The organism is Amycolatopsis sp. NPDC104587 (assembly GCF_055583645.1).
In genome coordinates, this window is record NZ_JBVJNO010000002.1 from 713,972 (window position 1) to 738,350 (window position 24,379).

General features: G+C 72.3%; 18 protein-coding genes. 9 read left to right on the forward strand and 9 right to left on the reverse strand.

The window, feature by feature from the left end:
* Positions 1 to 38 precede the first annotated feature (38 nt).
* Together ACZ61C_RS07740 and ACZ61C_RS07745 are read right to left on the reverse strand one after the other, a co-directional pair.
* Entirely contained in the window at positions 39 to 884 is an 846-nt protein-coding gene (locus tag ACZ61C_RS07740) for a chitosanase (protein ID WP_465304008.1), read from the reverse strand.
* A 222-nt stretch (positions 885 to 1,106) separates the two neighbouring features.
* A complete protein-coding gene (locus ACZ61C_RS07745) occupies positions 1,107 to 1,697 on the reverse strand; it encodes a TetR/AcrR family transcriptional regulator (RefSeq protein ID WP_465304010.1) in 591 nt (196 codons plus the stop codon).
* Between the two features lie 67 nt (positions 1,698 to 1,764).
* Here ACZ61C_RS07745 and ACZ61C_RS07750 point away from each other — a divergent pair, with 67 nt between their 5' ends.
* The 3 genes from ACZ61C_RS07750 (at position 1,765) to ACZ61C_RS07760 (ending at position 4,360) form a co-directional block, all read left to right on the forward strand.
* A complete protein-coding gene (locus ACZ61C_RS07750) occupies positions 1,765 to 3,243 on the forward strand; it encodes a flavin-containing monooxygenase (protein ID WP_465304012.1) in 1,479 nt (492 codons plus the stop codon).
* On the forward strand, positions 3,224 to 4,039 hold the full coding sequence (locus ACZ61C_RS07755; protein WP_465304014.1) for an SDR family oxidoreductase: 816 nt from the start codon (positions 3,224 to 3,226) through the stop codon (positions 4,037 to 4,039). The genes ACZ61C_RS07750 and ACZ61C_RS07755 overlap by 20 nt, the downstream gene beginning before the upstream one ends.
* Before the next feature lie 120 nt (positions 4,040 to 4,159).
* Positions 4,160 to 4,360, forward strand: coding sequence for a hypothetical protein (locus ACZ61C_RS07760; protein WP_465304016.1), 201 nt, complete (start codon positions 4,160 to 4,162; stop codon positions 4,358 to 4,360).
* Positions 4,361 to 4,369: 9 nt separating this feature from the next.
* Here ACZ61C_RS07760 and ACZ61C_RS07765 read toward each other — a convergent pair whose 3' ends face one another.
* From ACZ61C_RS07765 to ACZ61C_RS07780, 4 genes are all read right to left on the reverse strand, one after another.
* Entirely contained in the window at positions 4,370 to 5,302 is a 933-nt protein-coding gene (locus ACZ61C_RS07765) for a hypothetical protein (protein WP_465304018.1), read from the reverse strand.
* 79 nt (positions 5,303 to 5,381) lie between these two features.
* Positions 5,382 to 7,493 (reverse strand): M4 family metallopeptidase, encoded by a 2,112-nt coding sequence (locus ACZ61C_RS07770; RefSeq protein WP_465304020.1) that lies wholly within the window; start codon positions 7,491 to 7,493, stop codon positions 5,382 to 5,384.
* A 125-nt stretch (positions 7,494 to 7,618) separates the two neighbouring features.
* On the reverse strand, positions 7,619 to 8,779 hold the full coding sequence (locus tag ACZ61C_RS07775; RefSeq protein ID WP_465304022.1) for a saccharopine dehydrogenase family protein: 1,161 nt from the start codon (positions 8,777 to 8,779) through the stop codon (positions 7,619 to 7,621).
* A 132-nt stretch (positions 8,780 to 8,911) separates the two neighbouring features.
* Positions 8,912 to 9,553, reverse strand: a complete 642-nt coding sequence (locus ACZ61C_RS07780; protein WP_465304024.1) for a GOLPH3/VPS74 family protein — start codon at positions 9,551 to 9,553, stop codon at positions 8,912 to 8,914.
* 172 nt (positions 9,554 to 9,725) lie between these two features.
* Here ACZ61C_RS07780 and ACZ61C_RS07785 point away from each other — a divergent pair, with 172 nt between their 5' ends.
* The 4 genes from ACZ61C_RS07785 to hrpA all read left to right on the forward strand — a co-directional run bounded on the left by ACZ61C_RS07785 (position 9,726) and on the right by hrpA (position 17,034).
* Positions 9,726 to 11,192, forward strand: a complete 1,467-nt coding sequence (locus tag ACZ61C_RS07785) for an APC family permease (RefSeq protein WP_465304026.1) — start codon at positions 9,726 to 9,728, stop codon at positions 11,190 to 11,192.
* Positions 11,189 to 11,779, forward strand: coding sequence for a GNAT family N-acetyltransferase (locus ACZ61C_RS07790; protein ID WP_465304028.1), 591 nt, complete (start codon positions 11,189 to 11,191; stop codon positions 11,777 to 11,779). The genes ACZ61C_RS07785 and ACZ61C_RS07790 overlap by 4 nt, the downstream gene beginning before the upstream one ends.
* 29 nt (positions 11,780 to 11,808) lie before the next feature.
* Positions 11,809 to 12,975, forward strand: a complete 1,167-nt coding sequence (locus ACZ61C_RS07795; protein WP_465304030.1) for a lactate 2-monooxygenase — start codon at positions 11,809 to 11,811, stop codon at positions 12,973 to 12,975.
* 177 nt (positions 12,976 to 13,152) lie between these two features.
* Positions 13,153 to 17,034 carry an ATP-dependent RNA helicase HrpA gene (hrpA, locus tag ACZ61C_RS07800; protein ID WP_465304032.1) on the forward strand — a complete coding sequence of 1,294 codons (3,882 nt, stop codon included), beginning with the start codon at positions 13,153 to 13,155 and terminating at the stop codon, positions 17,032 to 17,034.
* A 4-nt stretch (positions 17,035 to 17,038) separates the two neighbouring features.
* Here hrpA and ACZ61C_RS07805 read toward each other — a convergent pair whose 3' ends face one another.
* Both ACZ61C_RS07805 and ACZ61C_RS07810 read right to left on the reverse strand, forming a co-directional pair.
* A complete protein-coding gene (locus ACZ61C_RS07805) occupies positions 17,039 to 17,518 on the reverse strand; it encodes a hypothetical protein (protein ID WP_465304034.1) in 480 nt (159 codons plus the stop codon).
* Between the two features lie 51 nt (positions 17,519 to 17,569).
* Entirely contained in the window at positions 17,570 to 19,261 is a 1,692-nt protein-coding gene (locus ACZ61C_RS07810) for a bifunctional 3'-5' exonuclease/DNA polymerase (RefSeq protein WP_465304036.1), read from the reverse strand.
* Positions 19,262 to 19,413: 152 nt separating this feature from the next.
* On the opposite strand from ACZ61C_RS07810, the gene ACZ61C_RS07815 reads away from it, so the two are divergent.
* Entirely contained in the window at positions 19,414 to 21,048 is a 1,635-nt protein-coding gene (locus tag ACZ61C_RS07815; protein ID WP_465304038.1) for an acyl-CoA synthetase, read from the forward strand.
* On the opposite strand, the gene ACZ61C_RS07820 is transcribed toward ACZ61C_RS07815, so the two are convergent.
* On the reverse strand, positions 21,043 to 21,339 hold the full coding sequence (locus tag ACZ61C_RS07820; protein WP_465304040.1) for a nuclear transport factor 2 family protein: 297 nt from the start codon (positions 21,337 to 21,339) through the stop codon (positions 21,043 to 21,045). The genes ACZ61C_RS07815 and ACZ61C_RS07820 overlap by 6 nt on opposite strands.
* A gap of 75 nt (positions 21,340 to 21,414) precedes the next feature.
* Here ACZ61C_RS07820 and ACZ61C_RS07825 point away from each other — a divergent pair, with 75 nt between their 5' ends.
* On the forward strand, positions 21,415 to 24,378 hold the full coding sequence (locus ACZ61C_RS07825) for a helix-turn-helix transcriptional regulator (protein WP_465304042.1): 2,964 nt from the start codon (positions 21,415 to 21,417) through the stop codon (positions 24,376 to 24,378).
* The last annotated feature ends 1 nt before the right edge of the window (position 24,379 follow it).

The window sequence follows — 24,379 nt, forward strand, 5'->3', positions numbered from 1 at the left end:
CCCGCGACCCTAGCGGCGCCACGCCGGTGCGTGCCAGGTCAGTTGATGGTGTAGGAGTCCCCGTAGACCTTCCACTTCAGCGGGGTGTGCAGGTCGAAGTTGCCCGCGTTGAGGAACACCAGCTGCTCGGTGTCGACGCGCGAGGTGTCCGAGTGGGCCTCTTCTTCGTTCATGACGACCTTGCGCGCGGCGAAGAACGCCTTCAGGTAGGTCGTCTCGTTGCCGCCCTGGGACGGCGGCTTCGCCTTCTTGATCGCGGCCGCGCGGATGCCGCCGAAGCTGCTGTGGTCGGTGCCGGGGCCGTGCATGACGATCGCGTCGTAGTAGGCGAACTGGCCGAGGTTGCTGAGGCCGTCCGTCTTGCCCTGGGCCACCGCCGGGTTGAAGTACACGCGGTCGCGCTCGTTGTTCTGCGCGGTCTGGAACGCGGTGGTGGCCGCGGCCTGCTTCCACGCGCTTTCGAACGCCGAGCCGAGTCCGCTGTGCGAGTCGGTGCCGTTCACCTTGCGCAGCGCGGGAAGGTACTTCGCGAGCGGGTTGTCCGGCACGGCGTTCGTGTACGCCTCGACGAGGTCGAGCATGTCACCGGTGCCGGAGCAGAACCCGACGATGCCGGCGGTGTACCCCCGGCCGTCGCCGATGTCCTCGATGTACTTGTACTGCGCTTTCCAGTCCAGGGACGAGTTTTCCGCGCTGGAGACCAGCTTCATCGCGATCTCCTTCTTCGCCGCGACCGAAAGGTCGCCGGTGGCGAGGACGGAGGCGCTGTTCGCGGCCGGCGGCGCGGGGGCCGCCGAGGAAAGCGCGGGCGTGGTGATCACCAGGGCCGCGACGGAGGCCGCGCCGAGCGCGCCGACGAGGACCGGCCGCAACTTCTTGCTCATGGGAGAAAACCCTTTCCGCGGAACGAGCCGTGGGGGAGCACGGCTTTCTGGGCATGGCGGACAGCACCCGGAATTCGGTGGCCCTTCGGCCGCCGGAAACGGGTTGCTGGTGGTGCTGCGGCGTAGCGCCACGGTAGCGAAGGGTCAGCACCACCACAAGGGGGAGGAAGTTGTTGGCAAATAGGGAAAAAAGACCGGGGAGAGTAGACGGTTTCGCCGTGGTCAGCGAACCCCGGCGAAGAGGCGGATGACGTCCGGCAGGACGTTCACCGGGATCGTCGGGTCGATCGCGCGCTGGACGCCGAGGCCGATGCCGAGGCTGAGCAACGCCGTCGCGGCGTCGTCGGCCGACATCGGGAGCGTGATCCCGAACCGGTCCGCGTACCCGGTGAGCAGGCCCGCGATCGTGTCGCGGATGGCCTTGTCCCGCGCGGCGAGCTCGGCCCGCACGTGCGGGTTGCGCCGGGCGTTCGTGGCGAACTCGACCTCCAGCGCGGTCCACGCCTCGTCGCCGATGCTGCGCTCGGCCCACACCTGGAACGCCGCCAGCAGCCCGTCCATCCCGTCGGCGCCGACCAGCGCCCCGGCGACCAGCTCGACCTGCTCGTCGTGGATCCGGTCGAGCACGGCGAGGCAGAGCTCGTCCTTGTTGCGGAAGTTCGAGTACACCGCGCCCTTCGAGTACCCGGCTTCGTCGGCGACCTTCTCCAGCGACGTCACCGAGTAGCCGTCGCGCAGGAACAGCTGCTTGGCGGTCTCGATGAGCTGTTCGCGGGTGCGCGCCTGGCTTTCCGCGCGGGTGAGTCGGGCCATGGGGAGCACTCTAGTCAGTCCGGGAATCGGGGTACCGCCAGTATTGAGATACTGTTAGTCTCCGAAAATGGAACAACGCCACTTCGCGGTCCTCGTCGTCGGCGCCGGGGCGTCGGGGCTGGGTGCGGCCATCCGCCTGGGCCAGGCCGGCGTCGACGACCTCGCCGTGCTGGAGAAGGCCGGGTCGCTCGGCGGGACCTGGCGCGACAACATCTACCCCGGCTGCGCCTGCGACGTCCCGTCCGCGCTGTACTCGTACTCCTTCGCGCCCAACCCCGGGTGGACCCGCGCGTTCGCCGGGCAGGCCGAGATCCGGGCCTACCTGCGGGACACCGCCGACCGGTTCGGCGTCGCGGGGAAGATCCGGTACGGCGTCGAGGTGACGCGCGCGCAGTGGAACGAGCGTGACGCGCGCTGGGAGCTGGAGACGTCCCGGGGGCCCTACACCGCGCGGATCCTGGTCGCCGGCACCGGGCCGTGGCACGAGCCGAAGATCCCGGACCTGCCCGGCCTGGCCGGGTTTCCGGGCGAGGTCTTCCACTCCGCGCGCTGGAACCACGACCACGACCTGACGGGCCGGCGGGTCGCGGTGATCGGCACCGGCGCGTCCGCCGTGCAGTTCGTGCCCGAGATCGTCCCGCGGGCCGGGCGGCTGCACCTGTTCCAGCGCACCGCGCAGTGGGTGCTGCCGAAGCCCGACCACCACGTCCCCGGTGTCGAACGGTTCCTGCTGCGGCGGTTCCCGGCGCTGCAGCGGGCGTTGCGCAGCGCGGAGTACGGCGCGATGGAGACCCTGGGCTTCGGCTTCCGGCACCCGTGGCTGATGCGGCAGGTGCAGCAGATCGGGCTCGCCCACCTGCGCCTGATCGTGCGGGATCCCGTGCTGCGCAAGGCGTTGACCCCGGACTACACCCTCGGCTGCAAACGCCTGCTCATGTCGAACACGTACTACCGCGCGCTGACGAAGTCCACAGTGGACGTCCACCCGACGGCGGTGCGGGCCGTCGAGGGCAACCGAATCCTCGGCGCGGACGGCTCGGCGGCCGAGGTCGACACGATCATCTTCGGCACCGGTTTCCACATCCTCGACATGCCGGTGTCGGCGCGCGTGTTCGACCACGACGGCCGCAGCCTCGACGACCACTGGAAGGGCAGCCCGCAGGCCCACCTCGGGACGACGGTGGCCGGGTTCCCGAACCTCTACCTGCTGCTCGGGCCGAGCCTCGGCACCGGGCACTCGTCGGCGTTCATGATCCTCGAGGCGCAGCTGCGGCACACGGTGGCCGCGGTGACCCGCACGCTGCGTTCGAACTGGGCCTCACTCGCGGTCCGGCCCGAGGCGCAGGCGGCGTTCAACGCCGACGTCCAAGCGGCGCTGCCGGGCACGGTCTACCAGTCCGGCGGCTGCTCGAGCTACTACACCGACGTCAACGGGCGCAACAGTTTCAGCTGGCCGTTCTCGACCGGGCGGCTGCGGTCGCAGGTGGGGTCGTTCGACGAAGCCGACTACGAGATCAGGAGGGTCCATGCGGTATCCGGCGATTGAGCTCCGGGACGCGGTCGTCGCGGTCACCGGCGGCGCGCGCGGCATCGGCCGGGCAACGGCGGCGGAGTTCACCGCGCGCGGGGCGACGGTCTGCGTCGGCGACCTGGACGCGGGCGACTTCCCGCTGGACGTCACGGTCCGCGAGTCGTTCGACGCGTTCACCGCGGCGGTGACCGAGCGGCACGGGCGGCTCGACGTGCTGGTCAACAACGCCGGGGTGATGCCGCTGGGCGACTTCCTCGAGGAGCCGGACGCGGTCGGCCGGACCACGATGGACGTCAACGTGCAGGGGCTCGTGCACGGGCTGCGCTCGGTGCTGCCGGGGATGATCGCGCGCGGGCGCGGCCACGTCGTGAACGTCGCGTCGATGGCGGGGAAGATCCCGCTCCCGGGCATGGCGGTGTACAACGCGAGCAAGTTCGCGGCGGTCGGCCTGACGGCGGCGGTCCGGCGCGAGTACGCGGCGACCGGGGTCAGCGTGAGCGCGGTGCTGCCGAGCGCCGTCCGAACGGAACTGGCGTCCGGGGTCCGCCTCGGCGGCGCACTGCCCACAGTGGACGCCGAAGACGTCGCCCGCGCCATCGTGGGCACCCTGCGGACCCGGCGCGCGGAGACGGCGGTGCCCCGGTGGGTCGGCGGCTGGGACCTGCTCGCCGCAGTGACCCCGGAGCCCGTGCTGGCGCTGGCCCGGCGGCTCGTCGGGGACGACCGCGCGTTGCGGGAGCTGGATCCGGCGGCTCGCGCGGCTTATGTGGCGCGGGTTTCGGGGCAGGTCAGGGACCGCCGGGTGCCGTGACCGCCGTGCGGAGACGGCGGTGCCCGGGTGGGTCGGCGGCTGGGACCTGCTCGCCGCGGTGTCCGCCACCGGAGCCCGCACTTTCACGTGAAAGTGCGGATCCCGAGGCGGACCTTTCACGTGAAAGTGCGCCCGCGGGGGAGGCCCGCGCCCGATGACCCCGCGTCCGACCTGCTCGCCGCGGTGACCCCGGAGCCCGTGCTGGCGCTGGCCCGGCGGCTCGTCGGGGACGACCGCGCGTTGCGGGAGCTGGATCCGGCGGCTCGCGCGGCTTATGTGGCGCGGGTTTCGGGGCAGGTCAGGGACCGCCGGGTGCCGTGACCGGCGCGCTCAGTCCCACTCCCAGCTCATGCCGTACACCCCCGGCTGGGCGTCCAGCACCGCGACGTGCCCGGTCAGGCTCGGCCCCACCGGCAGCTCCGGCTCGCTCCCGGCCGCGCCGCCGTCCCGTGGCTGGTGGTAGCGGTAGCAGCGGGCCGGCACCGCCGCCGGGTCGAAGCACGCCTGCAGCACCAGCTGCCGGGCCGGGGCGCGGATGCCGAACTGGAGGAAGCTCGTCTCGGGCGGGGCGCCGTCGTAGCCGAACTCGAAGTCGAACACGTACGTCTCGCCCGCGCGCAGCGGGTAGTCGAACCGCAGCTCGAGCGCGACCAGCTCGGACGCGGCGTCCCGGCGCACGCGGCCCGGGCGGCAGCAGCGCGCCGAGCGCAGCACCGGCCGGTGGCCGCCCCCGGACTGGGGGCGGAAGAACGACACCCAGCGGTCGACGCCGTCTTCGCGGCTGGTCACCACCAGCTCCGTGTGCACCGAGCGCTCGGTGCGGTCCGGGCCCAGCACGGCCCGCTGGTGCACCGAAGCCAGCGCGAGCCGGGAGTTGCCGTCGAGGTCGATGCCGTCGCAGGAGGCCAGCTCCGTCGGCTCCGAACCGAGCGCGCTGGCCAGGCCGATCCCGCCGGGCCACCGCGGGGTGTCGCGCACCCGCGGCCGCGCGACGAGCCGGGTCAGCGTCTCGGCGGGCAGGCCCAGGCAGCCTTCCGCGACGCCCACCGCGTGCAGCGAGCGGTGGCCCTCCGGGTGCCGCCGGCCGCGGCGCCAGTAGCTCAGCGTCGCCAGGCTGACCTGGGCGCCGTGGGTGGCCATCCGCCGCTGCAAGGCCTCCAGGCTCAGCCCGCGGTGCCGGATCGCCAGGTCGAAGGCCACCTCGAACGGTCCTTCCCGGACCGCGTCGGCGACCGCGGTGTCGTCCTCGGGGAACACTTCCATCCGGGTAAGCATGAATACCGGACGCAGCCGGCGCAACGAGGCCTGCCACCAAAGTAGGGGGCAGGCCTCGTCGGGGGGATCAGCCGAGCGTGACCGCCGTGTCGTCCACGGCGAACGACGTCTGCAGCGACTGGTCCTCCGTCCCGGCGAACTTCAGCGTGATCGTCTGGCCCGCGTAGGAAGACAGGTCGAGCGTCTTCTGCGCGTACGCCGAGTTCCGGTCCAGGTTCGAGTACGTCGCCAGCGTCGTCGAACCGGCGGACACCACCAGCTTGTCGTACACGACGTTCTCGGTCTCGGCCGTCCAGACCCGCAGCCAGAACGTCAGGCTCGCCCGGCAGCCGGCGGGGACGGTGACCGCCTGCGAGAGCGTGTCCGTGTGCGCCGAACCCCAGCCGCCCAGCCACGAGTCGTAGCTGCCCGAGCGCGCCGGCGCCTGGGCGCCCCACTGGCCGATCGTCGTGTTCGGGTCGGTCCACGACGCCTTGCCGGACTCGAAGCCCGGGTTCTGCACCAGCTGGCCACTGCACCCGCCCGGGGGAGGCGTGGTGGTCGTGGGCGGGGTGGTCGTCGGCGGGGTCGTCGTCGGCGGGGTCGTCGTGGTCGGCGGGGTGCCGGTGCACGTCGGGTCGCCGGACTGCGCCGGGACGCTCACCGCGTTCCACGCCGCCTTCACGGCGTCGAACTCGGCGCAGCTGTTCGGGTACAGGTTCTTCGCCGCCTGCAGCGTCCAGGTGCGGTAGCGCAGGTAGCTGCTGCCGGACGTCTTCAGCTGCACGGCGCCGTGCATGATGTTGATCGCCTTGCGGATGCCGAGCCCGGCGACCGTGCTGTTGTTGCACGTCGAGCTGGTCGGCTGGCCGTTGGTCGGGTTGCTGCCCTCGGCCAGCAGGTAGAACCAGTGGTCACCGGGCCCGGCCGCCTTGTGCACCTCGGCGTTCGGCGTCGAGCTGGAGTAGCAGCTCGGGTCGCCGACCTTCGACGGGTCGTACATGTAGCGGATCGCGCCGGTGCCGACCAGGTTGACCTCTTCGCCGATCGCGTAGTCCGGCGGGTCGTACTGCGACGGCTCGTTCGCGTAGAACTCCGTCGCGGTGCCGAAGGTGTCGGCGATGAACTCCTGCGTGCCGCCGCCGGAGAAGCCGCCGGAGCCGGAGTAGTCGTCGACGCCGTGACCCATCTCGTGCCCGAGGATGTCGAGCGAGCCGACCCACTCACCGCTCGGGTTGTGCCCGAGGTTCACGTAGGCCGGACGGGAGTTGTAGTAGTACGCGTTCTCGTCGTCGAGGCCGACGCGGATCTTCCACGCCCCGCCGTTGCCGGTGAAGCCGTTGCGGCCCACCCACTCCGACAGCATCTTCTTCTCGGTCTGCGCGACGAACAGCGCGTCCGCGCAGCCGGTTTCGATGTTCGTGCCGGTGCCGTTGCCCCAGCTGTCGTCTCCTCCGGTGAGGACGGTGTCGCTGCTGTAGTTGCGGCAGTCGAGGTTGGGCGTGTTCGGGTCGGCCATCGAGTACGTGCTGCCGGACTTCGTGGTGTTCAGGGCCAGCGGCGACGGCCCGTTCCACTTGCCGGTCCCGGTGCCCGCGGCGACGTGCTGGACGCTGCGCAGCACGCGCCCGTCCACGGCGTCGACGTAGACGCTCAGGCTGCTCGGCTCGCCGTGTTCGTCGGTGCCTTCGACGTTGCTCTCGTACGCCAGGCGCCCGCTGCCGTCGGCGACCACGACGAGCTTCCCGCCGGGCAGGCTCTTCGGCCCGCGGACCTGCTTGCGCGCCACGGCTTCCGCTTGCGCGGCGGTGAGCTTCGCGCCGTGGACGTCGAGGTCGCCGAGCGGCTGCTGCTGCGCGACGGACGTGGTCTTGACGGCGCCCGTGGCGTCGGTGGCGATGACCAGGTCACCGCCGACCACGGGCAGGCCGTCGTAGGTGCGGTCGTAGACGACGTAGGACAGCCCGGCCGCCGAGCGCACGTCACGCTGGACGAACTTGTCGTGCGCGCCGGCGAACAGGGCGGCGGGCCGGGCGTTGACGAGGCTCGCCGCCGCGCTCGTGGCGTTGGCCTGGGCCTGCGCGGCGGACGGCGGCGGGGTGGGCGTGGGCTGCGCGGGCGCGGCGACGGCGATGCCGACCACGACCATGCCCGCCGCCGTCGCTCCGCCGAGCGCGGCGAACCGTTGGGGCACTCTCATGACGCTCCTTGCGAAAACGCGATGGGGAAGGGAGAACCCGATCGACGCTAAACGCGGCCCACGAGCGGTGAGAAGATTCATCACAGCACCGGAATTTCACGCTCGGCGCTGTGAAAGCGTGAAAGTCAGAGCGTCGAGAACCGCATTCCGGCTTTGGTGAGCCGGTCGATCAGGGCGTCACCCATCGCCGTCGCGGTGGTCACCTGGCCCGCCGTTTCCGGCAGTTCGTCGGTCGCCAGGCAGAGGGCCGACTCCGCGAGCATCTTCGCCGTTTCGTCGTAACCCGGGTCGCCGCCGGACACCTCCGTCACCACCCGCGAGCCGCCGCCTTCGCCGACGAACCGCACCGAAAACCACGAGCGGGCACGGCGTTCGGGGCTCGGGCCGTTGCCGGGCGCCATCAGCCGGGAGAGCGCCCGCCGGGCCGGCGGGACCTGCGCCGCGGCGAACAGCGCGCCCGCCCCCGCGACCCCGCCCGCCAGCACCGGCAGGTGCTTGACGGCGGCGAAGTGCCGGTAGGTGAAGTCCGGCCCGTACCGCTCGGACGCGGCCGCCGACCGGCGGACGACCTCGGGGTCGATCGTCGGCAGCGGCACCGCCCACCAGCCCGCTCCGGCGACCCGGTGCGGGCGGCCGAGCGGGGCGTGCGCGAACCGGCCGGCCGGGCGCGGCTCGGCCGCCGTGCGCTCGCGGGCCACGCGGGCGCCCGCCGGCAGCCGGGACATGATGGTCAACGCGCTGAGCAGCGTGCCGCCCGAGGGCATCCCGCTCGCGCGCACGTAACCGTCGACGCGCAGCGGCACGCCTTCGGGCAGCTGCCGCACGGTGAACCAGGCGCCGAGGTCGTGCGGGATCGAGTCGAACCCGCACGCGTGCACCAGCCGCGCCCCGGTTTCGCGGGCGCGGCGGTCGTGCCTCAGGTACATCAGGTCGACGAACTCGGCTTCGCCGGTCAGGTCGACGTAGTCGGTGCCCGCCTCCGCGCAGACCGCCACCAGCGGTTCGCCCTGGGTGAGGTACGGGCCGACGGTCGTGATCACGACCTTCGTGGCTTCGGCGACGGCGCGCAGCGAGGCGGGCTCACCCGAGTCGGCGACGAGCAGGTCGAGCGCGGCGAACCGGTCGTCGGCCTCGGCGAGCCGCGCGCGGACGGCTTCGAGCTTGCCGAGGTTGCGCCCGGCGAGGGCCCAGCGCAGGTCCGCGGGCGCGTGCCGGGCGAGGTACTCGGCGGTCAGCCCGCCGGTGAACCCGGTGGCGCCGAACAGGACGACGTCGTACGCGCGCATGTCTCCTCCAGGAGCCGGTTTCGGCGGACGCGCTCAGGTTACCCGCGAGTCACTTCCGGTCGCGGGTGGTCGTGAGTGGCAATCAGGGTTCTAACCCGAATCGCCACTCACGACTGCTGTGCCGCTCGACGGTCACTTCCGGTCGCCGGTGTAGACGACGGCCGCGGCCACCGCCGCCACCCCGCTGATCACGTCGGAGATGCGCCGCGGCAGGCCCTCGTGCGTGTCGGCCATCCAGGCCCGGACCTGCGCCCGGCCGAGCTCCGGCTCGCACAGGTCGTCGACGCCCGCGGTCCACGCGAGCAGCGCCAGGCACGTCGAATGCGGGTCGGGCCGGTCGACGCCGAACACCGCGGCCCGCGCCTTGTGCCGCGCCGTCGTCGAGACGAGCAGGTCGGCGGGCGGGTAGCGGTGCGTCCGGCGCAGGAACACCCGGTCGGGGGCCCGGCGGACCAGCCCGAGCGCCACCAGGTTGCCGGCGGTGGTCTCCGGCAGCTCCTCCCGCAGGTGCCCGACCCAGTCGCGCACGCTGTGCGCCGCCGTTTCCGCGGCGATTTCGGAAAACACCCGGTCGAGGGTCGGAATGCCCGGCGGCCGTTCGGCGATCGGGCGGACCTTCCGGTCTTCGACCGTGATCCGCTCGGTGAACAGCAGGTCGCACAGCACCGCGCCGGCCAGCCCGATACCCAGCGACGTCCGGCTGAGCACCGGGCGGCCGGTGAACTCGTCGTGCCCGAGGAAGAAGAACGAATCGACCAAGGTGAGCCGGCGCATGACGGAAATGGGCCCCCTGGGCGATTGTGGTGAGGGTGTCGAACATAGCGGTGCGGCATCGGCGGGCTTTCGGTGCCATCACGGTTACCCCCGAACGGACGTACCGTCACCCGGGTGAGACCCCCTACTCTGGGGCGCCGCCAAGATCACGAACGGCACGGGGGAAAGGTCCATGGGTACCCACACGCCGGGGCGCGGCCTCGGCAGCAGGCGGCTCGGCGCCGCCCAGATCGTCTTTTTCGTCGTCGCGGCGGCCGGTCCGCTGTACGCGATCGCCGGCGGGGTCTCGGCGACGTACGCGGTGACGGGCAGCGTCGGCGTCCCGCTGTCGTTCGTCCTGCTGGCCCCGGTGCTCGCGCTGTTCGCCGTCGGGTACGCCGCGATGAGCCGGTACATCACGAACGCCGGCGCGTTCTACCCCTATGTGGCGCACGGGATCGGGCGCTCCGCCGGCACCGCCGTCTCGTACGTCACGGTGCTCGCCTACAGCTCGATCCAGGTCGGGGTCTACGGGCTGTTCGGCCTTTCCGTGTCGACCTGGCTGGAGACGGTCTTCGGGCTGAGCGTGCCGTGGTGGCCGGTCGCGCTGCTGATGGTGCTCGTCGTCGGCGCGGGCGGCGTGCTGCGGATCGACCTCAACGCGAAGGTCCTCGGCGTCGCGCTCGGGCTCGAGGTCGCCGTGCTCGTGGTCGTCGACGTCGCGTTGCTCGGCCACCCGGCCGGCGGGTCGGTGTCGTTGGCGCCGCTCTCGCCGTCGAGCTTGTTCACCGCGGGTGTCGGCGCCGTTTTTGCCTTCTCCATCGCGGTTTTCACCGGCTTCGAGGGCGCCGCGACCTACGGCGAGGAGTGCCGCGACCCCCGCCGGACCGTCGGGCGCGCGACGTTCATCGCGATCGGCCTGACCGCGGTGCTGTACATCGCGTCGTCGCTCGCGATGGCCGTCGCGACCGGTCCGGACCACATCGTCGAGCGGGCCGCGGCCGAAGGGCCCGGCCTGCTGTTCGGGCTCGGCGCGCAGCACGTCGGCACGGTGTTCGCCGACGTGGCGTACGTGCTGTTCATGACCAGCCAGTGCGCCGCGCTGCTGAGCTTCCACAACGCCGTCGCGCGGTACTTCTTCGCGCTCGGCCGGGAAGGGCTGCTGCCCGAGGGCTTCAGCCGCACGAGCAAGCGCACCGGCGCGCCGATCGGCGGCTCGCTGGTCCAGACCACGATCGCGCTGGTCGTCGTCTCGGTGTTCGCGCTGGCCGGCCGGGACCCGTTCACCGACCTGTTCACCTGGACCGGTGTCACCGCGTCGACCGGCGTCACGATCATCATGATCGCGGTTTCGCTGTCGGTCATCGGGTTCTTCCGCCGCCACCCCGGGCGCGAGACGTGGTGGCGGCGCGTGGGCGCGCCGGCGCTCGCGGCCGTGACGCTGACCGCGGTCCTGGTGCTGATCATCGTCAACTTCGACGTCCTGCTCGGCCCGGCCGGCGCCATCCCGTGGCTGCGGTGGGGGCTGCCGGGCCTGCTCGTGCTGGCCGGCCTCGCCGGGTTCCTGCGGGCCGAGGCGCTGCGCACCCGGCGTCCGGAGGTCTACGCGGGGATCGGCGGCCCGCTGCGGGAGGACGAAGACCTGGTGAAGGCACGGTGACGCGGGTACGGACCGCCACACCGTCCGAACTGGACACCGTGCTCGGGATCCTGGTCGAGGCGTTCCAGGAAGACCCGCTCAGCCGCTGGGTGTTCCCCGGCGACGAGCGCCGCCGCACCGGCGCGCACCCGGCGTTCTTCCGCGAGCTGCTCGGCATCGGGTTCGCGGCGGGCAGCGTCGACGTGACCGACGACCATTCGGCGGCGGTGATCTGGACACCACGAGCGGGCGAGGACGCCGACGACGGCCCGGTCGCCGGGCTCGAGCCGGCGGAGCTCGAACGGCTGGGTGTGCTCCTCGGCCTGATGGCCGAGCGCGAGCCGCCGGAACCGCACTGGCACGCGCAGTTCATCGGCGTCCGGCCCGCCCGGCAGCGCGAAGGCCTCGGCGCGCGGCTGGTCGGCCACGGCCTCGCCCGGTACGACGCCGACGGGGTCTCCACCTACCTCGAGGCCAGCTCGCCGGACAGCGCGCGGCTCTACCGGCGGCTCGGGTTCCGCGACCACGGCCCCGCGTTCACCCCGCCCGGCGGCCCGCCGGTCCAGCCGATGCGGCGTGCCCCGGCTCACGTCGTTACCGGCGGGTAAAGTCCCGACTCGAACGCGAGGAGGCAGACGTGACCGAACGCTTCGGCAGCTACCAGAACGAGCTCTACCTGCAGGGTCTCGGTGGGGTGCTGCCGCCGTGCTCGACCGACGCGACGAAGCTCGAAGCGTCGGCCCGCGAGGTCATGGCGCCCGGCCCGTTCTCCTACGTCGCGGGCTCGGCCGGCTCCGGCGCGACCGCGCGCGCGAACCGCGAGGCGTTCGACCGCTGGCGCATCGTGCCGCGGATGCTGACCGGCGCCACCGACCGCGACCTCTCCACCACGGTGCTCGGCACCCGGCTGGCCGCCCCGGTGGCCGTCGCGCCCGTCGGCGTCCAGTCGATCGTCCACCCGGACGCGGAGTCGGCGACCGCCCGCGCCGCGGCTTCGGTGGGCGTGCCGTTCACGCTGTCCACAGCGTCGTCCACCGGAATCGAAGACGTAGCCGCGGCCAACGGCGACGGCCCGCGCTGGTTCCAGCTGTACTGGCCCGGCGACCCGGACGTCTGCGCGAGCCTGCTGGCCCGGGCGAAGAAGGCCGGCTTCACGGCGCTGGTCGTCACGCTCGACACGTGGACGCTGGCCTGGCGACCGTCCGATCTGGACCAGTCGTACCTGCCGTTCCTGCAGGGTGAGGGGCTGGCCGTGCCGTTCACCGACCCGGTGTTCCTCTCGCAGCTGGAGAAGACGCCGGAGGAGGACCGCGGCACGGCGATCCTGCGCTGGATCGGGATGATCACCGGCACCGACCGGACGTGGGACCAGCTGCCGTTCCTGCGGGAGCACTGGGACGGCCCGATCGTGCTGAAGGGCATCCAGCACGTCGCCGACGCGCGCCGCGCGGCCGAGGCCGGCATGGACGGGATCGTGGTGTCCAACCACGGCGGCCGCCAGGTCGACGGCGCGGTCGGCGCCCTGGAGATGCTGCCGGGCATCGTCGCGGCGGTCGGCGACCGGCTGGAGGTGCTGTTCGACTCGGGCGTCCGCACGGGAGCGGACGTGCTCAAGGCGGTGGCCCTGGGCGCCCGGGCGGTGCTGGTGGGGCGCCCGTGGGTGTACGGCCTGGCCCACGCGGGCGAGGACGGCGTCCGCCACGTGCTGCGGAGCCTCCTGGCCGACTTCGACCTCACGATGGGGCTGTCCGGCCACCGCACCCTGGCCGACCTCGGCCCGGACTCCCTCCAGCGCACCCGCTGACCCCGAGCGCCCCAAGGCGGCCTTGGGTGCGTTGGACGCACCGAAGGCCACATTGGGTGCGTTGAACGCACCGAAGGCCACATTGGGGCGCTCGGAGCCGGGTTCGGGTGCCGCCGGTCACGCGGCGGGGATATTCGGAGGCCCGCGTCGTCACCCACGGCTATCCTTGGCCCAAGTATGTCCACGCCATCCCCCCTCGAAGCGCTGCGTGCGCGCCTGCCCGAGCTGATGCCGCGCGACGAGCAGCGGCTGCGCCGGCGGCTCGACGGCGCCCGCAAGGCCCGCGATCGTGACGCCGCCTTCGCGCAGATCTCCGCCGACATCGACAAGGCCGAGCTGCGCGTCCAGTCGCGCCGCGAAAGCGTGCCCGAGATCGAGTACCCCGAAGAGCTGCCGGTCAGCAAGCTCAAGGACGAGATCGGCGCGGCCATCGCCGCGCACCAGGTCGTGATCGTCGCGGGGGAGACCGGCTCCGGCAAGACCACCCAGCTGCCGAAGATCTGCCTCGAGCTCGGCCGCGGCATCCGCGGCCAGATCGGGCACACGCAGCCGCGGCGCCTCGCCGCCCGCACGGTCGCCGACCGGATCGCGAGCGAGCTGAAGACCGAGCTGGGTGACACCGTCGGCTACAAGGTTCGGTTCACCGACCAGTCCGGGCAGGACACGCTGGTCAAGCTGATGACCGACGGCATCCTGCTGGCCGAGATCCAGACCGACCGCTCGCTGCGCCAGTACGACACGCTGATCATCGACGAGGCCCACGAGCGCAGCCTCAACATCGACTTCATCCTCGGCTACCTCAAGCAGCTGCTGCCGCGGCGTCCGGACCTCAAGGTGATCATCACCTCGGCGACCATCGACCCCGAGCGGTTCTCGAAGCACTTCGACGACGCGCCGATCGTCGAGGTCTCCGGCCGGACCTACCCGGTCGAGACGCGCTACCGGCCGCTCGTCGACCCGGACGACCCCGAAGGGGACGACGAGCGCGACCAGACGCAGGGCATCCTCGAAGCCGTCGAGGAGCTGTGCGCCGAGGGCCCGGGCGACGTCCTGGTGTTCCTCTCCGGCGAACGCGAGATCCGCGACACCGCCGACGTCCTCAACCGCGCGAACCTGCGGGGCACCGAGGTCCTCCCGCTCTACGCACGCCTGTCGGCGGCCGACCAGCACCGCGTCTTCCAGCAGCACATCGGACGCCGGGTGGTGCTCGCGACCAACGTCGCCGAGACGTCGCTGACCGTGCCGGGCATCAAGTACGTCGTCGACCCGGGCACCGCGCGCATCTCGCGCTACAGCCACCGCACCAAGGTGCAGCGGCTGCCGATCGAGCCGGTGTCGCAGGCGTCGGCGAACCAGCGCAAGGGCCGCTGCGGCCGCACGTCCGACGGCATCTGCATCCGGCTCTACTCCAAAGAGGACTTCGAGGCGCGGCCGGAGTTCACCGACCCGGAGATCCTGCGGACCAACCTCGCGTCGGTCATCCTGCAGATGACGTCGCTGGGGCTGGGCGACATCGCGGCGTTCCCGTTCGTCGAGCCGCCGGACCGCCGTCAGGTCACCGACGGGGTCGGGCTGCTGCAGGAGCTGGGCGCCTTCGACAGCGTGAGCTCGTCCGACCGGCGGCTCACCGACACCGGCCGCAAGCTCGCGCAGCTGCCCGTCGACCCGCGGATGGGCCGGATGGTGCTGGAGGCCGCGCGCAACGGGTGCGTCCGCGAAGTGATGATCATCGCCGCGGCACTGTCCATCCAGGACCCGCGCGAACGGCCGGCGGAGAAGCAGCAGGCGGCCGACCAGCAGCACGCGCGGTTCGCCGACCCGACGTCGGACTTCCTGGCCTACCTGAACCTCTGGGAGTACGTCTCGGAGCAGCAGAAGGCGTTGTCCGGCAACCAGTTCCGCCGGATGTGCCGCACCGAGTACCTCAACTACCTGCGGCTGCGCGAGTGGCAGGACATCTTCAGCCAGCTGCGTCAGCTGGCCAAGCCGCTCGGCATCTCGCTGAACACGACCCCGGCCGACCCGCAGCGCGTGCACACGTCGCTGATCGCCGGGCTGCTCTCGCACATCGGGCTCAAGGACCCGGCGAAGGGTGACTACCTCGGCGCGCGCGGCGCCCGGTTCGGCATCTTCCCGGGGTCGGCGCTGTTCAAGAAGCAGCCGCGGTTCGTGATGTCGGCCGAGCTCGTCGAGACGTCACGACTGTGGGCGCGGGTGAACGCCCGGATCGAACCCGAGTGGGTCGAGCCGCTGGCGGGGCACGTCGTCAAGCGGAACTACTCGGAGCCGCACTGGGAACGCAAGCAGGGCGCGGTGATGGCGACCGAGCGGGTGACGCTCTACGGCGTCCCGCTGATCGCCGACCGCCGCGTCAACTACGGGCGGATCGACCCGGAGATGGCGCGTGCGCTGTTCATCCGGCACGCGCTGGTCGAGGGTGACTGGCAGACGCGGCACCACTTCTTCGCCGAGAACCGCGCGCTGCTGGAGGAGGTCGAGGACCTCGAGAACCGGGCGCGGCGGCGCGACATCCTCGTCGACGACCAGACGCTGTACGAGTTCTACGACGCCCGCGTGCCGGCGGACGTGGTTTCGGTGCGTCACTTCGACACGTGGTGGAAGAAGACGCGTCACACGGACCCGGATCTGCTGTCGTTCGAGAAGTCCATGCTCATCAACGAGTCCGCGGGCGGTGTCCGCGAGGGTGACTACCCGGACTCGTGGACGCAGGGCACGCAGGTCTTCCCGCTGACCTACCAGTTCGAGCCGGGCGCGGACGCGGACGGCGTCACGGTGCACGTCCCGCTGCCGGTGCTGAACCAGGTCACCGAGGACGGCTTCGACTGGCAGGTGCCGGGGCTGCGCGCCGAGCTGGTCACGCAGCTGATCAAGTCGTTGCCGAAGGCGGTGCGGCGCAACTTCGTCCCGGCGCCCGACACGGCCCGGGACGTCCTTTCGCGAGTGTCCCCTTCGGACGGTCCGCTGCTGGAGGTGCTGGGCCGCGAGCTGCGCGCGTTGCGCGGGGTGACGGTGCCCTATGCGGACTGGGACCTTTCTTCGGTGCCGGAGCACCTGAAGATGACGTTCCGGGTGGTGGACGAGCGCGGCAAGCGCGTGGCCGAGGGCAAGGACGTTTCGGCCTTGCAGCGGCAGCTGGCCCCGAAGGTCCGGGCGACGATTTCGAAGGCGGCCAACACACTGGAGAAGGCCGGGCTGACGAAGCCGTCGTTCGGCGCGCTGCCCCGGGTGTTCGAGTCGACGCAGCGCGGCCACGACGTCAAGGCGTACCCGGCCCTGGTGGACGAAGGCGCGTCGGTGGCGGTGCGGCTGCTGGACACCCCGGCGCAGCAGGAGCACGCGATGTGGGCGGGCACGCGGCGGATGCTGCGGCTCAACCTGAGCTCGCCGATGAAGTTCATCACGCGGTCGCTGTCCAACTCGTCGAAGCTGGTGCTGAACAGGAACCCGCACGGCAGCGTGGCGGCGTTGCTCGAGGACTGCGTCGACTGCGCGGTGGACGCCCTGATGACGGCCGGCGGCGGCCCGGTGTTCGACGAGACCGGCTTCAAGGTGCTGCTGGAGAAGGTCCGGGCGGGGCTGCACCCGGAGGTCCTGGCGGTGCTGACGGACGTGGAGAAGATCCTCCGCGCGGCGAACGACGTCGAGGTGGCCCTGCCGTCGACACGCGGGCCGGCGGAGTCCCTGGCGGACATCCGAGCTCAACTGGCCGGCCTGGTGTACCCGGGCTTCGTGACGGCGACGGGTGCTTCGCGGTTGCGGAACGTGGTGCGGTATCTGCAGGGAATTTCGCGCCGGTTGGAGAAGCTGGTTTCCGAGCCGACGCGCGACCTGCAGCGCACGGCGGACGTCGCGTGGGTGACGGCGGAGTACTCGGACGCGGTGGCTTCGCTGCCGCCGGGGACGTCTTCGCCGGCGTTGCGCGAGGTGCGGTGGATGATCGAGGAGCTGCGGGTTTCGTTCTTCGCCCAGACGCTGGGGACTGCGCACCCGGTGTCGGTGAAGCGGATCACGAAGGCCATCGACGACGCGTTGGGCTAGCGGTTCACGCGAAGAGGCTGACGATGAGGGCGAACAAGGCGGAAAAGATGGCGCCGGTAGCCAGGTAGAGGGCCAGTGCACCGCGAACACCGCTGTACCGGCCGCGGGCGAGACCGGACCAGTAGCCTCGGCTGCGAACCAATGCTCGTTTTCTCGGTCCGTGAGCGGTTTCGCCGCATACCGCGAACACGCCGAAGGTGTTCTTCTCACAGAGCCCGCCGCGACTCCGTTCGGCGCAGCACCAGGTCGGCATCCGGCTGAGAACGACAACGGCGAACAACAGTGAAGCAATGGCGACGATACGCCGGTCCAGGTCGGTCCATGCCCACGACAACGCGACCAGAATAGCCCCGGCAATGATCACCGAATCGGCTTCCTTCTGCCTTTTTGTCCTCCCCATCCCCGCGACGTTAATCCGCTGGTCGACGATGAGGTAGCTCCACTCGGATGACCCATCGGCGAGCGGCGTGCGGGGCTGCGTCACCTCAGGTGACAGCAGTTTGCGCCATGTGGTGAATGATTCGTTTGAGGGTGGTCACTTCGCGTCGGCGTAGGTGTCGACCGGGGCGATGTGCAGGGGGAAACGGACCGGGCACGCCGGGCCGAACAACATCCGCGCCGCCTCCGTCACACTGTCCACAATGGACTTCGACACCTCGGGCGCCAACGACGCCGGGGTGTGCACGATGACCTCGTCGTGCTGGAAGAACACCAGGTGGGCCGGGGCCGGGAGGCGCTGCCGCAACGTCGCGAGCAGCACCGCCGTCATGTCGGCCGCGCTCGCCTGGACGACGAAGTTGCGCGTGAACCGGCCCCAGCCGCGGGACGCCCGGCGCGCCTTCAGCTCCGCCGCCTCGTCCGAAGCCAGGCCGCCGGTCAGCTCGCGCCACGCCGCCGACGGCGCCGGGGACGTCCGGCCCAGCCGAGACCGGACGCGTTCGCCGCGCTCGCCCGCCTGGGCCGCGTGCTCCACGTACGCGACCGCGTCCGGGAACCGCTGCCGCAGCAGCCCCAGCAGTGGCCCCGCCTCGCCGGACGTGCCGCCGTACATCGCCGACAGCATCGCGATCTTCGCCCGCGCCCGGTCGTCGCGGTCGTCGTCCGGGGACAACGGGACCCAGTGGGCGCCGGAGAACAGCGCCTCGCCCAGGCGGGCGTACAGGTCCGTCGCCGCTGCGACGTCGGCGAGGCGCCGGTCGCCCGACAACGCCGTGAGCACCCGGGGCTCCAGCTGCGCCGCGTCGGCGACCACCAGCTTCCAGCCCGGGTCCGCGCGCACGCACGTCCGCAGCACCTTCGGGATCTGCAGCGCCCCGCCGCCCCGGCTCGCCCAGCGCCCGGACACCACTCCGCCGACGACGTAGTGCGGGCGGAACCGGCCGTCCGCGACCCACTCGTCGAGCCACGCCCAGCCGTTCGCCGTGTACAGCCGCGAAAGCTCCTTGTACTCCAGCAGCGGCCCGACCGCGGGGTGGTCGACGCCCTTCAGGAAGTACTTCCGCGCCGAGGGCACCTCGATCCCGGCGCGCGCCAGCGCCCGCACGACGCTCGGCGGCGAGTCCGGGTTGACCGGCCGCCCGCCGAACGCCTCGCTGATCTTCGCCGCCAGCTCCACCAGCGCCTTCGGCCGCTCGCCGGGGCGCACCCGCGGGCCCAGGCGCGACGCCAGGAGCTCCTCGTGCAGGTCGGCTCGCCACGGCAGGCCGTCGGCCGACATCTCCACCGCGGCCAGCGCGCTCGCCGACTCCGCGGCCAGCAGCAGCCGCAGCCGCTCCGGGTGCTCGGCCGCGGCGACCCGCCGGTCCTGCTCCGCGAGCACCCGCTGGACCGCCGTGACGACCGTCACGCCCTCGGGCAGCGTCGGGGCCCGCGTGTCGAACAGCGTCGGCTGCGCCAGCTCGACGGCCACCGAGTCGACCGGCGCCTCCTCGCCGTTCGCCCTGGCCCAAGCCGCGAGCAGGCTCCGCGACTCGCCCTCCCGCCCCTCGTACGCCAGCAGCAGCCCCTCCGCCAGCGCGACGTCGTAACAGCGCTGCACCCGCACCCCGGCCGCCACCAGCACCGGGTACAGCAGCTCGGCCGACGGGAACACCCAGCGTGGCCGCAGGGACGCCTCCAGCTCCCGGGCCACCTCGGCGAACCGGGCCTCGTCCAGGCCGTTCACCGTCGAGGACGGCGAGCGCACGGTGAAGCTCCCGTCCTCCTCCCGCCCGGCGATCACCTGCACGAAGACATTGTGCCGACCACCACCGACAGTTTCGGAGCCGTCGCGGCTGGTGCGTTCCCGGTGGGCTTGGTTTACTCTCCAGTAGCCCCCATACCGCCGGTACGCCGTGCCGTCGGCATGGGCTCTCTTCCCGCAGCAACGGAGGTGCCTGGATGAGTCTGGTCGCGCTCGCCACGCAAGTGGCGGACAAGGTGGCCGAGACGGCCCGCAGCGTCGACGTCATGCGCCGTGCCGGCCTCGTTCCCTTCCCCAGGCTCGACGAAGGGGTCCGCTCCCTGGTCGCGCTCCGGAAGTTCGGCCCGTTCGCCGGCGCCAACCACATCTCCGCGCGCCGCGACCCGACCGCCGTCGGCATCGTCGACGAGCTCGGCCCGCTCACCTACAAGCAGCTGGACGACCAGTCGAACGCGCTCGCCAGGACCTGGTCGCAGCGTGGCATCAAGCCCGGCCAGGTCGTCGCCGCGCTCTGCCGCGACCACCGCGGCCTGGTGCTCACCATGGCCGCATCGGGCAAGCTCGGCGTCCGCCTGCTGCTGATGAACACCGGCTTCGCGAAGCCGCAGCTGGCCGACGTCGCCCAGCGCGAAGGCGTCACCGCGCTCGTGTACGACCAGGAGTTCACCGGCCTGCTCGACGCCATCCCGGCGGACGTCGACCGTTACCTCGCCTGGGTCGACGCCGACAGCGACCTGAGCGACCGGGCCGTGCCGGTGCTGTCCGAGATCATCGCCAGCACCGACGACCGGCCGTGGCCCGCGCCGGCCAAGCCGGGCGGTTTTGTGCTGCTGACCAGCGGCACCACCGGCACCCCGAAGGGCGCGCCGCGGCCGCACACCTCGGCGCTGGCCTCGGCGCAGTTCCTCGACCGGATCCCGCTGCGGTCCAACGAAGCGACGTACATGGGCGCGCCGCTGTTCCACGGCACCGGCCTGTCGCAGTTCATCCTGTCCTTCGCGCTCGGCTCGAAGGTCGTGATGCGCCGCAAGTTCAGCCCGGAAGAGACGCTGCGCGGGGTCGCCGAACACCGCTGCACCGCGCTCGTCCTGGTGCCGACGATGCTGCAACGCATCGTCGACCTGCCGAAGGAGGTCCGCGAGAAGTACGACACCTCGTCGCTGCGGATCATCTTCGTCGCCGGCTCGGCGCTGTCCCCGGACCTCGGCAACCGCGCGAACGAGGCGTTCGGCCCGGTCGTGCACAACCTCTACGGCTCGACCGAGGTCGCCGTGGCCACGGTCGCGACACCGGCGGACTGGGCGAAGGCGCCGGGCACGGTCGGCCGCGCGCCGGTCGGCTGCAAGGTGGCGCTCTACGACCAGAACGGCGGCCGCGTCACCGAGCCGAACGTGACCGGGCGGGTGTTCGTCGGCAGCGGCCTCAGCTTCGGCGGGTACACCGACGGCCGCCACAAGGAGATCATCGACGGTCTGCTCTCCAGCGGCGACGTCGGCCACTTCGACGAAGACGGCCTGCTGTTCATCGACGGCCGCGACGACGAGATGATCGTCTCCGGCGGCGAGAACGTGTTCCCCATCGAGGTGGAGAACCTGCTGGTCGAGCGCGAGGACGTGCTCGAGGCGGCGGTGGTCGGCATCGACGACCCGGAGTTCGGCCAGCGGCTCAAGGCGTTCGTGGTGCGGGCCGAGGGCTCCGACCTCGACGTCGACACGGTCCGCGAGTACGTCAAGGCGAACCTCGCGCGCTACAAGGTGCCTCGCGACGTCGAGTTCCTGGACGAGCTGCCGCGCAACGCGACCGGGAAGGTGCTGCGCACCAAGCTGTCATGAGCCGCGCTGGACGTTGACGATCCGCCAGCGTCCCTCGCGGCGCTCGGCGACGACGGTGCACGCGGCGCCGTCGCGGCGTCCGGTCGCGACGCCGACCGTCGGGGTCACCTGCAGGCGGCTCCACCGGAACGCGCCCGCCGGGGCGTGGTCCGGCCAGGTGTCCCGGTCGAGCACCACGCCGGCCGGGCCGTCCCCGCGGAAGCCGTCGGCCAGCAGGGACGCCAGTGCGCCGGGGTCACCGCGGGCTTCGGCGTCGCGCCAGCGGGCCAGCAGCTCTTCGAAGGTGTCCACGTTCCGAAGGTCGCAGCCGCGGCTTTCCGGGACATCTGCCACCTGGCCGAGATCCGCTGGCAGACTGGCCGGGCCATGACCGAACCGAACCTCTTCCCCGCCGGCACGGTGACCATCCTGTGCGCCGGCGACGCGCCCCCGCTCGCCTTCGCGACGCCCGAAGAGGCGCTCGCGGCGGTGACCGAGGGGCCGGCCGCCGTGCACACCGGCGAAGCGCTGGTCCGCGAAGACGGCACGCCGGCCGGGCCCGCCGTCCGGCGGTGCGAGCTGCTGCGCGAGCTGGCCGACGGCCGGACACTCGTCTCGGCGCGCGCCGCGGCGGCGTTCGAGGAAGCCGTCACCCTGCACGACCTCGGGGTGCACCGGCTGGCCGACCTCACCGCGCCCGAGCGGATCTTCCAGCTCGGCGGGACACCCACCCCGCTGCGCTCGCTCGACGCCGTGCCGAACAACCTGCCGGTGCAGCTGACCGGGTTCGTCGGGCGGGCGGCCGAGACCGCGGACGTCCGGCGGCGGCTGGCCGGCGGCGGGCTCGTCACGCTGGCCGGTCCGGGCGGCAGCGGCAAGACGCGGCTGGCCGCGCAGGTCGCCGCCGCGGCCGCGCCCCGGTGGCCGGACGGCGTGTGGTGGGTCGAGCTGGACACCGTCACCGGACGGGACGCCGTCGCCGAGCTGGTCGCCGCCACCCTCGGCGTGCCGGTGGAGCCGCACGCGGGCGCCGCGCGGTCGGTCGCGACCGAGCTGCGCGACCGGCGGGTGCTGCTCTGCCTCGACAACTGCGAGCAGGCTCTCGACGGTGTCGCGGACGTCGCCGTCGAACTGCTCCGGTCCTGTCCCGAGGTCGCGCTGCTGACGACCAGCCGGGAACCGCTCGGCGTGCCGGGGGAGACGGTGTGGCGGGTGCCGCCGCTGGCCGTCGAGGAGGCCGTCGCGCTGTTCGTCGAACGCGCGGGCGCGGTGCGTCCCCTGTTCACTTTGGACACTTCGAGCGCGGTCGCCGTCCGGTCGGTCTGCACCCGCCTCGACGGCATCCCGCTGGCCGTCGAGCTCGCCGCCGCGTGGCTGGGAACCCTTACCCCGCACCAGATCGACGCCGGGCTCGGCGACCGGTTCGCCCTGCTCACCCGCGGCCCGCGCGGCGTCCCCGAGCGGCAGCGGACGCTCGAAGCCTCGATCGCGTGGAGCCACGACCAGCTCGACGACGGCGACCGCGCGGTGTTCCGGCGGCTCGCGGTGTTCGCCGGCGGGTTCACCCTGGACGCGGCCGGCGGCCCGGCCGAGCTGCCCGCGCTGGGCCGGCTGGTGGACAAGTCCCTCGTGGTCGCCGAGGACGGGCGGTACCGGCTGCTGGAGACGTTGCGCGAGTACGCGGCGGTCCGCCTCGCCGAGGCGGGCGAGGCCGACGCCGTCCGCGAGCGCCACCTGGACCACTACCTCGCGCTCGCCGAGGCCGCCGAGCCCGACCTGGACCGGGACAAGGACGCCTGGCGGGCCCGGGTGGAACCCGAGCGCGACAACCTGCGTGCCGCTCTGGAATGGGGGCTGACGCGGGAAGATCCCGGCCGCGGCCGCCGGCTCGCCGCCGCCGTCGCGTGGTTGTGGAACCTGCGGGGTCGGGGGCACGAGGGCCTGGCGTACCTGAAGCGCGCGGTGGCGAGGCGCCCGGACGAGCGGTCGCCGCTGCAGGCGCGGCTGTTCACCGGCATGGGCCTGGTCGCCGACACGACCGCGCCGTTCGACCTCGAAGCCGCGCGGCAAGGCCTGGAACTGGCCACCGAACTCGGCGAAGCGAGCCTTCGCGCTCGTTGCCTTTCGCTCACCGCGCTCGGTCACCTCTACTCCGACTTCGACGCCGCTGAGGATCTCGCTGTCGAAGCGGAAAAGGTGGCCGAAGCCGCCGAAGACGGCTTCGCGCGCGACAGTGCGTTGATGCTGCGAGGAATCATCCAGTTCGCGCGCGGCCGTCACGGCGAAGCCGCGCCCCTGCTCGCCGAAGCGGCCGAAGGGCTGCTTCGCCGGGGTGACCGCGGGCTCGGCTCGACCGTCCTGAGTGTCCGGTCCGGCATCGCGCTCGCCGCGGCGGACCTGCCGCGGGCGCGGGAGTTCGCTGATCAGGCGGTGGCGGTGGCCGCGCCGCTCGGGGACTTCCACCGCGTCAACACCACACTGAGCCGGCTCGCGCTGGTGCACTGCTTCGCCGGTGACGACGAGGCCGGGTTCCGCGTGATGGAGCCGTTTCTGCGGCTGCTCGAGACCGCCGGCGACGTTTTTGTGCCCGGCATGGCGCAGGTGATGGGGGAGCTGCACTGGCGTCGCGGCGACCACGAGGAGGCTGCGAGCTGGTTCGAGCGCGAAGCCGTTCCGGGGACGTACATGGCGTCGCAGGGACTGGTCGAGCGCGGCGCCCTGCTGCGCGCGCTGGGCCGCACCGAGGAAGCCGCGGAGGTGCTGGCCACCGCCGTCGAGCTGACGCGCCGGTGGTCGCTGCCGTCGTCCCTGGCCGACGCGCTCGACCAGCAGGGGCACCTGGCCGAGCCGGAGCGGGCCGCCCAGCTGCACCACGAGGCGTTGACGCTGCGCCTCGACCACGGTCTCCGGCTGGGTGTCCTGGCGAGTCTGGACGCGCTCACCGTCTTGCTCGACCGCACCGGACGACCGGGAGACGCCGCCCGCGTGCTCGTGTCGGCGGACCGGGCCCGGGCCGAGCTGGGTTTCCCACGCCGGGCGGGAGAGCAGGCCGAGCTGACCGGGCTCGGGCTCACCACGGAAGAGGCGCCGATGAGTCTCGACGACGTCGTCGCGTTCGTGCGCCGGACGCGGGGTGCGCGCGGCCGTCCGTCGAGTGGCTGGGGCAGCCTGACGCCGACGGAGCTGGAAGTCGTGAAGCTCGCCGCGACCGGCTGCAGCAACCCCGAGATAGCCGGGCGCCTGTTCATGAGCCGCGGCACGGTGAAGACGCACCTCGCGCACGTCTACGCCAAGCTGGGCATCGCGAACCGCACGGAGCTCGCCACGGTCGCCGCGCCGCACCTGAGCTGAA